Annotated in this window: 14 protein-coding genes; 2 read left to right on the top strand and 12 right to left on the bottom strand. The window is 59.4% G+C overall.

Annotated features, from left to right (window positions below):
• The first annotated feature begins 73 nt into the window (after nucleotides 1-73).
• Nucleotides 74-1,816, top strand: a complete 1,743-nt coding sequence (locus JSY17_RS05705; protein ID WP_201012234.1) for an IlvD/Edd family dehydratase — start codon at nucleotides 74-76, stop codon at nucleotides 1,814-1,816.
• A 99-nt stretch (nucleotides 1,817-1,915) separates the two neighbouring features.
• On the top strand, nucleotides 1,916-2,632 hold the full coding sequence (locus tag JSY17_RS05700) for a FadR/GntR family transcriptional regulator (RefSeq protein ID WP_117166779.1): 717 nt from the start codon (nucleotides 1,916-1,918) through the stop codon (nucleotides 2,630-2,632).
• A 75-nt stretch (nucleotides 2,633-2,707) separates the two neighbouring features.
• On the opposite strand, the gene JSY17_RS05695 is transcribed toward JSY17_RS05700, so the two are convergent.
• From JSY17_RS05695 to JSY17_RS05640, 12 genes are all read right to left on the bottom strand, one after another.
• Nucleotides 2,708-5,101, bottom strand: coding sequence for an efflux RND transporter permease subunit (locus tag JSY17_RS05695; protein ID WP_206401989.1), 2,394 nt, complete (start codon nucleotides 5,099-5,101; stop codon nucleotides 2,708-2,710).
• A 27-nt stretch (nucleotides 5,102-5,128) separates the two neighbouring features.
• On the bottom strand, nucleotides 5,129-6,169 hold the full coding sequence (locus JSY17_RS05690) for a WD40/YVTN/BNR-like repeat-containing protein (protein WP_232849289.1): 1,041 nt from the start codon (nucleotides 6,167-6,169) through the stop codon (nucleotides 5,129-5,131).
• Nucleotides 6,170-6,355: 186 nt separating this feature from the next.
• Nucleotides 6,356-7,513, bottom strand: coding sequence for a glutathionylspermidine synthase family protein (locus JSY17_RS05685; protein ID WP_117184122.1), 1,158 nt, complete (start codon nucleotides 7,511-7,513; stop codon nucleotides 6,356-6,358).
• Nucleotides 7,514-7,525: 12 nt separating this feature from the next.
• Nucleotides 7,526-8,266, bottom strand: a complete 741-nt coding sequence (locus JSY17_RS05680) for a DUF1190 domain-containing protein (RefSeq protein WP_117184123.1) — start codon at nucleotides 8,264-8,266, stop codon at nucleotides 7,526-7,528.
• Nucleotides 8,267-8,293: 27 nt separating this feature from the next.
• Complete coding sequence (locus JSY17_RS05675) at nucleotides 8,294-8,719, bottom strand: DUF350 domain-containing protein (protein WP_117184124.1); 426 nt, start codon at nucleotides 8,717-8,719, stop codon at nucleotides 8,294-8,296.
• A gap of 13 nt (nucleotides 8,720-8,732) precedes the next feature.
• Entirely contained in the window at nucleotides 8,733-9,386 is a 654-nt protein-coding gene (locus tag JSY17_RS05670) for a YjfK family protein (protein WP_117184125.1), read from the bottom strand.
• Nucleotides 9,383-10,408 carry an ion channel gene (locus JSY17_RS05665; RefSeq protein ID WP_117184126.1) on the bottom strand — a complete coding sequence of 342 codons (1,026 nt, stop codon included), beginning with the start codon at nucleotides 10,406-10,408 and terminating at the stop codon, nucleotides 9,383-9,385. Before JSY17_RS05665 ends, JSY17_RS05670 begins: the two co-directional genes overlap by 4 nt.
• A gap of 91 nt (nucleotides 10,409-10,499) precedes the next feature.
• On the bottom strand, nucleotides 10,500-11,204 hold the full coding sequence (locus tag JSY17_RS05660) for a PspA/IM30 family protein (RefSeq protein WP_206401988.1): 705 nt from the start codon (nucleotides 11,202-11,204) through the stop codon (nucleotides 10,500-10,502).
• A gap of 26 nt (nucleotides 11,205-11,230) precedes the next feature.
• On the bottom strand, nucleotides 11,231-11,884 hold the full coding sequence (locus JSY17_RS05655; RefSeq protein WP_117186014.1) for a YjfI family protein: 654 nt from the start codon (nucleotides 11,882-11,884) through the stop codon (nucleotides 11,231-11,233).
• Between the two features lie 171 nt (nucleotides 11,885-12,055).
• Nucleotides 12,056-14,716: an aminopeptidase N gene (pepN, locus tag JSY17_RS05650; RefSeq protein WP_206401987.1), complete on the bottom strand. Its 2,661-nt coding sequence runs from the start codon at nucleotides 14,714-14,716 to the stop codon at nucleotides 12,056-12,058.
• A gap of 13 nt (nucleotides 14,717-14,729) precedes the next feature.
• A complete protein-coding gene (locus JSY17_RS05645) occupies nucleotides 14,730-15,563 on the bottom strand; it encodes a DUF2797 domain-containing protein (protein WP_201014082.1) in 834 nt (277 codons plus the stop codon).
• A complete protein-coding gene (locus JSY17_RS05640; protein WP_117166789.1) occupies nucleotides 15,560-15,820 on the bottom strand; it encodes a YeaC family protein in 261 nt (86 codons plus the stop codon). The genes JSY17_RS05645 and JSY17_RS05640 overlap by 4 nt, the downstream gene beginning before the upstream one ends.
• Nucleotides 15,821-15,844 lie beyond the last annotated feature (24 nt).

Raw genomic sequence — 15,844 nt, 5'->3', positions numbered from 1 at the left:
TTCCAATGATCGATATTTAGGCTTACCTTAGCCAAAACAAAAGCAATTAAGTCTTACAATAAGAGAGCCGACCATGTCCGATTCCGATAAAAAACCGACCCTGCGTTCTGCCCAATGGTTTGGTACTGCCGACAAGAATGGCTTCATGTACCGCAGCTGGATGAAGAATCAGGGCATTGCCGATCATCAGTTTCAGGGCAAACCCATCATCGGTATCTGCAACACCTGGTCGGAACTGACCCCCTGCAACGCCCACTTCCGCACGATTGCCGAACACGTCAAACGTGGCGTGATCGAAGCCGGTGGCTGGCCAGTAGAATTCCCGGTGTTCTCCAATGGCGAATCCAACCTGCGCCCCACCGCGATGTTCACCCGCAACCTGGCCAGCATGGATGTCGAAGAAGCGATTCGCGGCAACCCCATCGATGGCGTCGTTCTGCTGACCGGCTGCGACAAGACCACCCCGGCCCTGCTGATGGGTGCAGCCAGCTGTGATGTACCTGCCATCGTCGTCACCGGCGGGCCAATGCTCAACGGCAAGCATCAGGGCAAGGACATAGGCGCAGGCACCATCGTCTGGCAGATGCATGAATCCTATAAGGCCGGGCAGATCGGCCTGGACGAGTTCCTCTCCGCCGAAGCCGGCATGTCCCGCTCGGCAGGCACCTGCAACACCATGGGCACCGCCTCGACCATGGCCTGCATGGCCGAAGCGCTGGGCACCTCCCTGCCCCACAACGCCGCCATTCCTGCCGTGGACTCACGCCGTTACGTGCTGGCGCACATGTCTGGCATGCGTGCCGTGGAAATGGTGCGCGAAGACCTGCGCCTGTCGAAGATCCTCACCAAGGCGGCGTTCGAGAACGCGATCCGGGTCAATGCCGCCATTGGCGGCTCGACCAATGCCGTCATCCACCTCAAAGCCATCGCCGGGCGCATCGGCGTGGACCTGGAACTCGATGACTGGACCCGCATCGGTCGCGGCATGCCGACCATTGTCGATCTTCAGCCCTCGGGCCGATTCCTGATGGAAGAGTTCTATTACTCCGGCGGCCTGCCTGCCGTGCTGCGGCGCATGAACGAAGCCAGCCTGCTGCCCAACCCCGATGCCCTGACCGTCAATGGCAAGAGCATCGGCGACAACACCCGCAATGCACCGATCTATGGCGAAGACCAAGTGATTCGCGCGCTGGATAACCCGATTCGTGCCGATGGCGGTATCTGCGTACTGCGCGGCAACCTCGCGCCGCTGGGTGCCGTACTCAAGCCTTCGGCGGCCACGCCTGCGCTGATGCAGCATCGCGGCCGTGCGGTGGTGTTCGAGAACTTCGAGATGTACAAATCGCGCATCAACGACCCGGATCTGGATATCGATGCCAGCTCGGTGATGGTCCTCAAGAACTGTGGTCCCAAGGGTTATCCGGGCATGGCCGAAGTCGGCAACATGGGCTTGCCGGCCAAACTGCTGGCCCAGGGTGTAACGGACATGGTGCGGATTTCGGATGCGCGCATGAGCGGCACCGCCTACGGCACGGTGGTGTTGCATGTGGCACCGGAAGCGGCAGCGGGCGGACCGCTGGCGGTGGTGCAGGAAGGCGACTGGATCGAACTGGACTGCGCCAACGGGCGACTGCATCTGGATATTCCGGATGCGGAACTCAAGGCACGTCTGGCCGACTGGCAAGCACCGCAACAGTTGCTGGCGGGCGGCTATCGTCAGCTCTATGTCGACCGCGTCATGCAGGCCGATCAGGGCTGCGACTTCGATTTCCTGGTGGGTTGCCGTGGTGCCGAAGTGCCCCGCCACTCACATTGAGCAGGGACAATGGCGGGACGCCATCGGTACAGTTCCCGCCCTCTGCGTTGTGCAATGTTATGATGCGCGGCATCACTGCCAGGATCGACTTGCGTGCCCATGGATTACCGAAAGCCCTCCGACCGTAAAAGCATGCATTCGCGCATTGTCCAGGAACTGGGTATGCAGATTGTTTCCGGCCACTTCAAGCCCGATGACAAGCTGCCTGCCGAAGCCCTGCTCTGCGAAGAGTACGCCGTCAGCCGTCCGGTATTGCGCGAAGCCACTCGGGTCCTGGTCGCCAAGGGGCTGGTGTATTCGCGCCCGCGGGTCGGGACGGTGGTCAAGGCGCGACGGGAATGGCATCTGCTCGACCCGGATGTGTTGCATTGGGTGATGCAAAGCTCGCCGCAGAACGAGTTCTTCAATCTGCTGACCAGCGTACGGGCCGTGATCGAACCGGCGGTGGCGGCACTGGCGGCACAGCATGCCACCGATGAAGAAATCGCCTCCATTGGCGAAGCCTACCAGCGCATGGAAGATGCGCCGACGCCCGAAGCCTTGCTGCAGCCGGACCTGGATTTCCACAGCCGCATCGCCGACGCGACCCACAACGACCTGCTGGCCCATTTGTGCAACATGCTGTCACTGGCGTTGCGCGAAGCCCTCAAACACTCCAACAAACGCCCCAACCTGCATGAACTGGCCCTGCCGCGGCACAAGGCGATTCTCACCGCCATCCAGAACCGCGACGCCCTGGGTGCACGGCATGCAACGCTGGTGCAACTGGATGATGCGAGGAATGCGTTGAGTGTGGTGCTGGGGGTTCGCGAGTAAGTTCAGTCCACAGTCTTCAAATGCCCTGTCGCGGCCAAGGCCCCTCCCACAGGGGATCTTGGCCGCGACATTCAATCAATGGGAAAACAGAGAATTCCCCACCTTCCCGGCCATCTTCTCCGGCTTGATCAGGAACCGCGCCAGCGCCGGCAGCAGCCACAGCGCACCAAACATGTTCCACAGCAGCATGAAGGTCAGCATCAGGCCCATGTCCGCCTGGAACTTGATTGCCGAGAAGATCCAGGTGCACACGCCGATGGCCAGACACAGACCTGTGAACAGCACCGCCTTGCCTGTGGACTTGAGGGTTTCGTAATAGGCTTCCTGCAACGGCAGCCCGGCACGCAGGAAACTTTCCAGGCGGCTGTAGATGTAAATGCCGTAATCGACCCCGATCCCCACCCCCAGCGCCACCACCGGCAAGGTCGCGACCTTCACGCCGATCCCCATGAACGCCATCAGCGCGTTGCCCAGTACCGAAGTCAGCACCAGCGGCAGGACGATACACAGCGTCGCCGCCCAGGAACGGAAGGTGATCATACACATGGCCGCGACACAGATATAAACCAGAATCAGGATAATCAGTTCGGACTGCTTGATTACCTCGTTGGTCGCGGCCTCGATCCCGGCATTACCGGCTGCCAGCAGGAATTGCAGCTCCGGTGTGTTGTTCTCCCTGGCAAAGTCCTGCACGGCATGCACAGCGCGGTCCAGAGTTTCGGCCTTGTGATCGTTGAGGAACACCAGCAGCGGTGCCAGCGAGCAATCGTTGTTGTACAGGCCGTCAGCGCGGGCGATGGAGCTGTTGAGCACGTCCTTGTTACGCGACAACGACTCCCACTTCAGGTTGCCCTCGTTCATGCCCTTGATGACCTGCTTGGAGACAGTCACCAGAGAAATGGCCGACTGCACGCCCGGCGTGTTTTCCATCTTCCAGGCCAGCTCATTGATGGCCGACATGGTCGGGTAAGCCGAGCAGCCTTCACGCGGGGTCTTGACCATCACCACCAGCACGTCCGAACTGGTGGAGTAGTGATTGATGATGAAATTGTTGTCCTGGTTGTAGCGCGAGTCGGGACGCAGTTCGGGAGCGCCCTGATCGAGATCGCCGATCTTCAGGTTCTGGCTGTACCAGAGGCCGCCGCCGAAGGCCAGCAGTGCCAGGACGATGGAAGCCGGGGCGACTTTCGGGCTGGCGAAGTTCGACAGCAGGCGCCAGAACGGATGCTCGGACACCGCATCCTGCTTGCTGCGCACCACTGCACGCTTGCTGATACCGACATAGGAAATCGCCACAGGCAACAGAATCAGGTTGGTGAACACGATCACCGCCACCCCGATGGAAGCGCCGATGGCCAGTTCGCGGATCACACCGATATCGATGATCAGCAGGGTAATGAAACCCACCGCATCGGCCAGAATCGCAATCATCCCCGGCAGGAACAACTGACGGAAAGTCCGGCGCGCAGCGGTCAGGGCATTGTCCGCATCGCTGGATTGCAGCGCGATACCGTTGATCTTCTGCACGCCATGGGAGATACCGATGGCAAAAATCAGGAACGGCACCAGCATCGAATACGGATCGATACCGAAACCCACCACATGCATCAACCCGAGCTGCCAGATCACGGCAATCAGCGTGGTACTCAAGACCGCGATGGTGCTGCGGATGCAGCGCGTGAACCAGATCAGCAAGACCAGAGTGATGACAAAGGCGACACCGAAGAACATCACCACCATGAACAGACCGTCGATCAGGTCACCGACCTTCTTGGCAAAGCCGACGATATGAATCTTGATGTTCGGGTTCTGGGCCTGATATTTGTCGCGGATCTTTTCTTCGAGCTGATGGGAGAACTGCTGGTAATCCAGTGCAAGCAACTTGCCTTGATCCGCCGGGTCCGGGTAGGACTCCATCAGCGGCACATCGATGATGCTGGACTTGAAGTCGTTGGCGACCAGCCGCCCCACCTGCCCGGACTTGAGCACGTTGTTGCGCAATTGATCGAGGCTCTTGTCCGAGCCGTCATAGCTCTGCGGGATGACTTCGCCACCGGCAAAGCCTTCTTCGGTCACTTCGGTCCAGCGAACACTGGGGCTCCACAGCGACTTGAGGCCCGAGCGGTCAACGCCGGAGATGTAGAACACCTCATCGTTGATCTCGCGCAGGGTTTCCATGTACTCCTTTGAGAAGATGTCGCCGTCCAGTGCCTCGACGGAAATACGCACGGTATTGCCCAGGTTCGCCAGGTCATTGCGGTGCGCCATCATGTTCTGGATGAAAGGATGATCCAGCGGAATCATTTTCTCGAAACTGGTGGACGGGCGGACCTGCAGGGCCTGCCAGAACAGAAAGATGCTGGTCAGCAGACACAGCAGGATCACCGTCGGACGATTGTTGAAGATCAGGCGTTCAAGGAAAGTTGCCTTGTCGCCTTTGTGCTGCTGTTCGTGATGAAGGTTGGTCATGCCTGAATGTCCCCGCCCTGAAGGTTCTTATTGTTGGGTCGTCTCGGCACCCGCAGGCGAGGCGACGCGCACGCCTCCCTGCCCTACCAGAATCAGATTGCCCTGCTCATTGGTGGTCACGCCCGCCAGTGAAATACGGTCGGGGCGGTTGAATATCTCGAAGGTCTGACCATCATCGGTGCTGCGCATGACGCTGCCGCCATTGCCCACCAGAATCAGCGAGCCATCGGCCAGCAAGGTGGCGTTGGCCAGGCCGAACTCCAGCGGCCCACGGGCGGCATTCAGGGAGATGGTTTCCCAGGTATCGCCAAAATCGGTGGAGCGAAACAGATTGCCCCGCAGACCATAGGCCAATAGCGTCGAAGGCTGGGCAGTGCCGGTCACACCGAACAGTGAGCCCTGATAAGGACCTTCGAGCTTTTCCCAGCTCTGGCCGTCATCGCTGGAACGGAACATGCTGCCCGCTTCGCCGACGATGAACAGGCCGGCATCCTTGACCTGAGCGATGCTGTTGAGGTGAAACTGGTCCTCGTTATCGAGCCGGTCGCTGACATCTTGCCAATGCTTGCCGCCGTCGGTGGTGCTCAACAAGGCGCCATAGGCGCCCACGGCAAAGCCGTTATCCAGGTCCTTGAACCAGACATCCAGCAAGGGCGCCTCGCGCTTGAGGTCCTCAAACTGCTTGTTCCAGGTCTTGCCGCCATCGGCGGTGGCAAGCACCTGGGCATCATGACCGACCGCCCAGCCGTGCTGCTCATCGACAAAATAAACCGCCGTCAGCAACTGACGGGTCGGCACTCTGGCCTGAATCCAGCTCTTGCCCTGATCGTCGGAATAGAGAATATGACCATGATCGCCCACCACCACCAGTCGCGCCCCGGCGTGGGCCACGTCCAGCAACAGGCCACGTGCGGCCTTGGCGGATTCGATGGAATAAGTAGCGTCTGCGGAGGGCTTTGCAGGATCGGAAGCGGCCTGTGAAACAGTCGCCGATGCCAGAAGCGCAATGCAAAGCGCCAGGGACATGCCCGCAGATGATCGGGTGCGCCGGATGAAGGGCTCACTCATGGACTTCTCCCGTTATTGTTATCAGGTGTTTTCTGTAGGCCGGAACGCTCTAGCCTTACCCTTTTGGAAGCAGTCACATCCTAGTTGGCTTTTCAAACCCCTGACAATCGACATGTCGTTATCTTTTGTTAAGCACATAACTTTCGCGAATGAGACGGGAGCTGACTCATTCGCGAAAAGCCCTGTTCAATCAATCACGGCATGCGGCAAAAACCGGCTGGTGTCCTTGGTAATCAGGCTTTCGTCTTCGCGAATGCCGATCCCCGAGGCCAGATCACCGATCACCCAGGAGCCGATCAGGGTGTAGCTGTCATCGAATTTCGGCAGTGGCGAATAGGCCTGCAGGATGTAGGGCGCATCGGTATAAGGCCCGTCGACGGCAATGACTTCATCGCCCGGCGTACGCATCTCGATATTGGCACCCTCACGGGAGAAATACGGCTTGCGGACCCAGCCTTTGGGCACGGGCTTTTCGGGGTTGCGGTCGATATGGGCAGGCAACAGGTTCGGATGCCCTTCGTTGAACTGCCATAACAGGGGCAATATGCCCTTGTTGCTCAGAATCGACTTCCAGGCAGGCTCGACGAACTGAGTGCCGCTGGTCGCCACATGCTGGCCGAACGGCTCATGAAAGATGTGCTCCCAGGCATGCAGCTTGAACAGCCGCTCGATCCACTGGCCTTCCATGTCCACGAAACGACCGTCATCTGTGAGCCCGATGTCCTCGATATCGATATGTCGCGCATCGATGCCGACATGGGCCGCCATGCGGCGCAGGAAATCCGTGGTGCCGCGATCCTCGACCGAACCGGACATGCAGGAAAAATGGAAAGGCCCGGCCTGTGGAAATTCGGCAAAGGCCCGTACAAGGTCCTCGGCGATGGAGTTGAACTGGGTAGCATGCGCGGGCAGCACACCGCGGGCCATCTGTTCTTCGAGCCAGAGCAACTGGAAGGCACCGGCCTCCATCAGGCTGGTCGGCGTATCGGCATTGATTTCGTACATCTTCGCCGGGCCGCTGCCGTCGTAGGCAAAGTCGAAGCGCCCATAGAGATGTGGATGCCCCTGCTTCCATGAACTGCGGATCAGGTCGAAGAACGCCTCGGGAATTGCCAGTTGCCCGAGCAGTTCTTCGCTGTCGACGATCCGTGCCACTGCATCCAGGCACATCTGGTGCAGCTCCCGGGTCGGCGCTTCCAGGTCGCGGGTGATCTGTTGTTCGGTGAACAGGTAATACCCGCGCTCGTCCCAGTAGCGCTCGCCATCGATGGTGTGGAAATTGAATCCCTCACGCTCTGCGGTGCGGCGCCAGTCCGGACGCTCCTGGATGCTGATCTTTTTCATGGGCCGGGTTCCTTAACCGCCGAAACTGCTGCCACTGCTGCTTTTCCCGCCCCAGCCGCTGCGCGCCGAAGCCTGGCTGCCGAAACCGCCACGGGAAATCGTCGAAGACACCGACGAACCGGAGCCGGAACTGCCGAGACTACGGCCCAGAGTACTCTTGCTGTAGCTCTTGTCCGCGCTGTACCTGGCCTGGGTCGAGCGGCTGAAGGTTTTGCCCCGGTCTATCTGCCCAGGCAAGGTAGAGAAGTAATATCCGCCACGATCATCGCGGGCCTGATAAACGGGCTGCGAGTAGTAGCGCTGGTTGGCAAAACCATTGCTCATCAGATTGCCGATCAGCAATCCGGTCAACAGACCGCTGGTGCCGCTCATGCCTGCCGGAGCGGACTGGGCGACTTCCTGATTGGCCCGGTCGAGCGCCTCCTTGGGCACTTGGCCGGAAAAGCCCAGTTCGAAACCACCCATTTTCGGCATGTACTTGCCATCGGAGGTGACCTGGCAATAATCCGGCACGAAATCGGCATCGCAGGAAGCCTTGTCATCATAGGTCGGCGCAATGCGCCGATGATCGGACAACGCCTGCATATAGGCATCCGAACATACATCCACCGGTATCCTGGATTCGACACACTCCTGGACCGATTTGAAGTTGGCCTGAACATTGACATTCGGCTTATCGTCCGGCGAACCACAACCGGAAAGCGCCAGAGGCAGTGTGCTGGCGAGTACAAGTTTTGCTGAACTGCGTCTCATCGTGAGTCTCCTTGACCGTAGCGGCTGTCAGACCGAAGGGGTCATGCAGGCCGCGTTGAGAAGACCGACGCTGATCGCGACACTGGCCGAGTAGATCGCTGCGGCTGTCTCGCCCCGGACAATGCGCGCCGAGAGGCCCTTGAGCACCAGACTGGTGACGCCGAACGCCAGCAGTTGTACCACGGCGGCGATCACCACCCAGACGATCACATCCAGAATGCCGACGCTGTAAGTGATGATATTGCTGGCCGGCAGCGCAAAGCCGATCAGCGAACCGCCCAGTGCCAGAGCTGCCGCGCTGTTGTTTTCGCGGATCAGGGCAAATTCCTTGTGCGGCGTGATCCTGCTGTAGATGAACTGGAACAGGGCGAACAGAATCGCCGCAACCAGAATGTACATGATGAAACCAAACACGGCAGTGGCGTTGAGCGACATACGCAGCGCGTCGATCATGAGGATTTCCTTGTCATAGAACGTTGATATCAGTGGATTGCAGCGTTACGCCAACCGCCGTTGTCAGGGTGATGGCACCCTCTTCGTCTTCTTCTACCGAAAACAGCAGAAATTCCCGACGGTTTATCAGGCCCGTTTCGCGGGCATACAGCATACTCAGGTGTTTGACGCGATAGCTGCCATCAGGACTGCTCACATCCTCGTCCATGGGGGTCAGCTCGGTCTGTACCGGCTCAGTACCCCACTGCCGCTCGAACACTTCGCCATCGTGCTCATAGGTCGGCAGGCCGATCTTCGAGGACGGACCGGTCAGGCGCAGCAATTCATCCTTGCTGGCAATGGGCGAGGCACTGTAATAGCCGAACAGAATGATGTCCTGAACATCTTCAGGATTGGGGCCGTTGCTGACCACCTGCAGGAAGTAATCCTCGTCATCCAGATAGAAACGGTGGATGAACATCGACTGGCCCAGATCGATACGGCCCACGGCCCAGACCTTTTCGTCGCCCGGCAACACCACTTCGGAGTGACCGTCGAGCAGCATTTTCAGCGAAGAGTCCAGACACAGCATGCGCCCCGAAGCCAGTCCAAAAGGACGAGTCGGGCCGCTGGCGTTACCGGACGGCTTGGGCGCCTCCAGTCCCATGGCACGTTTGAACCAACTCATAGCGCATCTCCCTGCAAGCGGCTGGAAGCGATGTAGAAAATTTCCCCGCCGTGGATCGGTAGATCATTGGCAGGATTGATCTCGAACTGCCCGTTGGCAGACGAGCGATAGCCGATCAGCGTGGCATTGAACTCCTGACGCAGACGCACATACAACTCACCGCAGGAGGACGTGAAACCGGCAGGCAGCACATGACGGAATTGCGTGGCGCCCTGGCCGATGCACAACAGTTCGTTGATGACGCTGCTGGAACCCGGGTCCTGAGAGGAACGAACCAGCATTTCAATCGCCATGTTCGACGTGCATTCCAACTCGGGAGCATAGGTTCTGGCCAGTGCCGCCCGTTCGGAATTGTTGAAATGCGCCACGACATGGCCCGATGGCCCCAGACTCTTGAGGGTCAGCACAATGGCCAGGGTCAGACTGTCGGACTGGGTGTGCACCAGAATCCGCTGGGCACCGATGACGCCGGCACGAATCAACAGCGCAGGCGAATCCAGCGAATCGCCCTTGATGAAGGATGCCCGGCCCGGCATGGGATTTTCCGCGATGATCGAGTCGCAGATCACCAGCCCGCCACGGCTGGTCGAGGCGTCCTGATCGAGCAGTTCGACGATGCGTTCGCTGGACTCGCCATCCCAGCCGACCAGAACCGTATGCCCCTTGAGTGCAGAGCAATCGCCCTGTCCCTTCATGTTCCTTCTCCAGATATCGCCGACCGAAGTCGATGCCTTGCCGATCACGGTGGTCAGCAAGGCAATACCGCCCAGCATGATCCAGGTGGTGGTGACAATCTTGCCCCAGCCGGACTTGGGCGACAGATCGCCATAGCCGACCGTGGTAGCAGTGGTCAGATAGAAATAGGTGAAATCAGCACCCTGAAGCAGATGTTCCTCTTCGGCCAGGGTCAGCAGCAGCCATGAAACCGCGTAATGCACGACCAGCAGCATACCGATGCCAGCCCAGCCGAACCGGTCGAAGAATACCGATACGTGACGCCGCAACAACAGAAACAGGGTCATCCGTGCGAATCCTTGAGTCAGCGTTCACTTCCTTACAGACCTGAAAGCAGGCGAAAGCACGAGGATCGCTCTCGCCTGCGCTCGGTACAACTTATTCGGCCGGAGTCTGCCGGGCTTTCAGGCGTGCCAGCACATCTTCGGCACCGCCAGTCTTCGCGCCGATGCCGGCGTCCTGCAGGCGACGCTCAAGGTCGCTGCCATTCGACTGGCTGGCCAGCTCCTCAGCCGCTTCCAGCTTGGCGTCCTGCTCATCCTGACGCTGTTTCAGGCGCGCCAGCGAGTTCACCGCGTTCTCGACCGCACCGCTGGCACCACCGGTAGCCGAAGCCGTCGCGACCCGCGCCTTTTGCACGGTTTCCCGGGCCTTGGCCATTTCCACCTGCTGCTTGAGGCCTTTGATACGCACCTCGGCTTTCATGACCTGATCCTGCAACAGGTTGACCTGCTTGTTGAACTGATCGACCAGTTCCTGTTCCTGATCGCGCAGGGCTTCGATCTCTGCGACCTTTGCCGCACACTCCACAGCCAGGGATTCTTCACCCTTGTTCAATGCCTGCAGGGCGCGGCCTTCCCAGTTGGCGATGCTGGTGCCGTGCTCTTCGAGACGCTGAGCAGACAGCTTGTGCTTGGCCTTGATGCTAATCAGGCCATCGCGGGCCTTGACCAGCGCGCTCTCGGCGTCACGGATTTCCTGGTCCAGAATGCGGATGGCATTGGCATCGACAATCGACTCTCCGACTTCGGAAGCACCACCACGAACGGCAGTCACCAGTTTTTTCCAGATACTTGTGGTCATGAATTCTCTGCTCCTGACAGGACGGTTCAGCGGATGAAATGATCGTCGAAAGCTTCGGCCGCACGGATCACGTTGTCCGCGAGGGTGAAGATTTCCTGAACAATCACCGTTAGGGACGATGCGGCACTCAGAGCGCCGAACAGGCAATAGACTTCCTGATCATCGGCCAGGGTTTCGATACCGACCGACGACAGGGGAAACAGGTCACGGCTGCGCAGGACAACATTGTTGAAAGCAGCCACATCCTTGATGCTGCTCACTTCGATCAGCGTGGCATCGGCCAGGATCTGGTCGCCCGCCACCGCAATGTAGATCGGCAGATCGCCGTAGCCTTTCATGGTCAGCCGGATGCCGACATCCGCGCCTTCGGTGGCGGTCAGCTCAATCTCGCCCTGCGTGACCAGATCCAGTTCGGCCAGAGACTTCTGCAGGGAGCTGATGGTCCAGTTGGTGTTCTCGGTCATGAAATCCTCCAGTTTGATTCTCTCGCCCAGAAAGGGCTGCCTTAGCGCTTTTTCGATACCGCGCAACGCCTCGACGTTTTCGGGGCGGATCCAGAACTCACGCTTGACCAGACCCGCTTCCTTGAGTCGCTGACGCATTTCACGCATGTAATCGGTGGAACTCTTTGACACCTTGGCCGGGACTGCAGAACTGTCGCCTTTGGTCTTGCGAGGCATTGGCGCTCCCTTTGTGTTTCACCAGGATCAGGTGCGCAACGTAGCAGATGCCTGCACGGATAGATATGCATCACATGTGATATTTTTTCAGGCAAAAAAAAGATGCTGCCCGCAGCAGCGAACAGCACCTTTTTCACAGTGCGCCTGACGCACTCAGTGTGTCATCGGGCCTTACTCGGCCAGACTCTTGCTCACCACCTCGAAGACATCGGAAGACAGCGCGCCCGAGCTGCGAATGCGCTCAAGCTCGGCCTTCATCAAAGCCTGACGGGCGCTGTCATACTTGCGCCAGCGAGTCAGCGGTGCAAGTTGGCGAGAAGCGATCTGCGGGTTGAAGCCGTTGAGCTCGATCACCAGATCCGCCAGGAAGCGATAGCCGGAGCCATCCGCCGCATGGAAGTTGATCAGGTTCTGGCCGGCAAAGGCACCGATCAGGGCGCGAACCTTGTTCGGGTTCTTGATGTTGAAGGCCGGATGCTGCATCAGCTCCTTGACCCGCTGCAGACCACCGGGCTGGGTGCTGCCCGCCTGGACGCTGAACCACTGGTCCATGACCAGCGGATTGCCTTTGAAGTTTTCGGCAAACACCGCCAGCGCCTTGGCGCGCTCTTCGGTAAATGGCGAGTTGACCAGCACCGCCAGCGCGGTCAGGCGCTCGGTCATGTTGTCGGCGGCATCGAACTGTTCGATGGCTGCCTCCAGCACCTGCGGCTTGCCACTGAGCATCAGGTACGACAGGGCAATGTTCTGCAGGCTGCGACGGGCGAAGTGCTCGGCTTCGGCGATGTAAGGCGTGGCTTTGGACAGTTCGCGATTGGCCTGATAACGCGTCCACAGACCGTCGAACAGTTTGTCGGCAATCTGCTGACGCGCAAACTCGCGGGCCGCATGAATGGCATCGACATCCGCCACTTCGCTGATCTCGGTGAGATAGGCCTCGCCCGGCAGCGACAGCATCTCTGCGACCATGGCCTGATCCAGTTGCTCGTCCGCCAGAACGGTACCCAATGCCGTGACCAGACGCTGATCCATGACCAGTGGCTGACCTTGCTGATGCTGAACGATCAATTCCTGCAGCACCTGCACCGACAGTTGTTGGCCTGCATCCCAGCGATTGAAGCCGTCGCTGTCGTGCTGCATCAGGAACATCAACTGGTCGCGGTCGTAGGGGAAGCTGAGCTTGACCGGGGCCGAGAAGCCGCGCAGCAGGGACGGCAGCGGTTTTTCAGCGATATCGACAAAGGTGAAGGTCTGCTCGGCTTCAGTCACCGACAACACGCGGGAAGTCCCGCTGGCGGCGGCTTCGCCGGACAGGCGCAAGGCAATCTCGCCACCCTGTTTGTCCAGCAGGCCCAGCGCGACCGGGATCACGAACGGCAGCTTTTCCTGCTTGTCCGGCGTCTGCGGGCAGCTCTGGCGGAAGGTCAGGCTGTAGGTGCGCGCCGCACTGTCGTAGGACTCGCTGACCGCCAGGCGTGGTGTGCCGGCCTGGCTGTACCAGCGCTTGAACTGGCTCAGGTCGACGCCATTGGCATCCTCCATGGCCTTGACGAAATCGTCACAGGTCACGGCTTGCCCGTCGTGGCGCTCGAAGTACAGGTCACTGCCCTTGCGGAAGCCTTCGGCGCCCAGCAGGGTGTGGATCATGCCCACGACTTCGGAGCCCTTTTCGTAGACCGTCAGGGTGTAGAAGTTGGAAATCTCGATAAAGCTGTCCGGGCGCACGGCGTGGGCCATGGGACCGGCATCTTCGGCGAACTGGTGAGTACGCAGGTAAGCGACATCCTGAATACGCTTGACCGTGGCCGAGTTCATGTCCGCCGAGAAACCGGAATCGCGGAATACCGTGAAACCCTCCTTGAGCGACAGCTGGAACCAGTCACGGCAGGTCACGCGGTTGCCCGACCAGTTGTGGAAATATTCGTGGGCCACGATCGCCTCGACCCGCTGGTGAGCGGCGTCGGTGGCGGTTTCGGCACGGGCCAGCACGGCGCTGGAGTTGAAGATATTGAGGCCCTTGTTCTCCATCGCGCCCATGTTGAAGTCGTTCACGGCCACGATCATGAAGATATCCAGGTCGTATTCGCGACCGTAGGTTTCTTCGTCCCAGCGCATGGACTTCTTCAGGCTGTCCATGGCGTGCTGGCACTTGTCGATGTTTTCCGGCTCGACATAGATACGCAGGGTCACGACACGTTCGCTCATGGTGGTGAAGGTGTCTTCGACACACCACAGATCACCGGCCACCAGCGCAAACAGATACGCCGGTTTCATGAACGGGTCTTCCCAGGTCGCCCAGTGCCGACCATCGTCTTCCTGGCCGCTGGCAATCGGGTTGCCGTTGGACAGCAGCACCGGGAAATCATGTCTGTCGGCGCTCAGGGTCGTGGTGAACTTGCTCATCACGTCCGGGCGGTCGAGGTAGTAGGTGATCTTGCGGAAGCCTTCGGCCTCGCACTGGGTACAGAACATGCCGCTGGACTTGTACAGGCCTTCCAGGGCGGTATTGGTTTCCGGATGGATACGCACGGTGCTGTCGACCGTGAAACGCTCGCCCTTGGGATGCAGCGTCAGATGGTCGGGGGTCAGCTCGTAATCGGCAGGACTCAGCTCGACATCGTCCAGTTGCAGCGACACAAGCTCCAGAAGCTGGCCGTCCAGTACCAGCGGCGGCAGGCCCGCGCCACGCTCCGGGTTACGGCGCATGACCAGTTGTGCGTGCACCAGAGAATGGTCGTCGAACAACTCGAAGGTCAGGTGTGTTTCGTCAATGAGGTACTCAGGCGCCTGATAGTCTTTCAGGTAAATCATTTTCGGTTGTTCAGTACGCATACTGGAGTCCTTATTACTGATGCACGGCCAGTTGATAGGCCGTGTACTTGCGAATATTGATCACGCCGGTATCGAAAATCAGGTATTGGCCCTTGATCCCCAGCAGCGTGCCCTCGGCAATCGGATTCTTGTCCAGGTTGAAGCTGACGATCTTGGTCGGATATGCCTCGACCGGATACCGGAACTCCGCAGGTTCGGCGTCATGCAGCAACTGGATGGCCTGCAGGCCGAAGCGGCCTTGCAACTCCTGTAATCCGGCAGCGCAACTGTCGAACAGTTCCTGACGAATGGCCTTGAGATCAACCGGCTGGGCATCGCCCTTGAGCAAGGCGCGCCAGTTGGTACGGTCCGCGACCTGGCTGCGCAGCAGGTCTTCGACGAAACCGGACTGCTGGCGGGTCGCCACACGCAGGATCGGCAGCGCCTGACTTGCGCCCTGATCCAGCCAGCGGGTCGGCAACTGGGTGGCCCGGGTAATACCGACCTTCACGCCCGATGAATTGGCGAGATAGACGATATGGTCGGTCATGCAGAACTGCTCGCCCCAGGACGGGTCCCGGCAGGTGCCGTGCTCGTGATGGCACTTCTCCGGGCTCATGATGCACACGTCGCACTGGGCCAGCTTGAGCATGCACGGGTAGCAATAACCCTGACTGTAGCTGGATTTGGTCTTGCGACCGCAATGACTGCAATGGATGGCGCCCAGGTATTCCAGGCGCACCGTCTTGCCGATCAGCGGGTTGACGGGAATCTCCTCATCGCCCAGCCGAAACGCGTATTGCACGAACGGCGCATCATCCTGACGCGCCGACATTTTGTTGACTGCTCCGCGACCAATCTCGATCAATGGATGGCATCCGACTTGAACAGGATATTGGGTACCGGCTCGGACTTGGACGCACATTCCTGCGGGCCCATGTAACCGATGCGCTGGTCTTCCGGCAGGTTCTGCGCTTCCCAGGCGATCAGCGCCTGCAGGGACAGCTCGCGCTGCTCCTGAGTGAGTTTGCGGCCATCGGACCACTTGCCGATTTCCACGGCCAGCTTCAGGCTCTCGTAGATATCGGGGGTGATGTTTTCAATCATTTCAGCAAAAGAGGACATGCCGTACTCCAGAAAATAGGGGGC

Source organism: Pseudomonas capsici (assembly GCF_017165765.1).
Lineage (GTDB): Bacteria > Pseudomonadota > Gammaproteobacteria > Pseudomonadales > Pseudomonadaceae > Aquipseudomonas > Aquipseudomonas capsici.
Note: the sequence above shows the minus strand (reverse complement) of the source record. Positions and strands in the feature narration are given on the sequence as shown.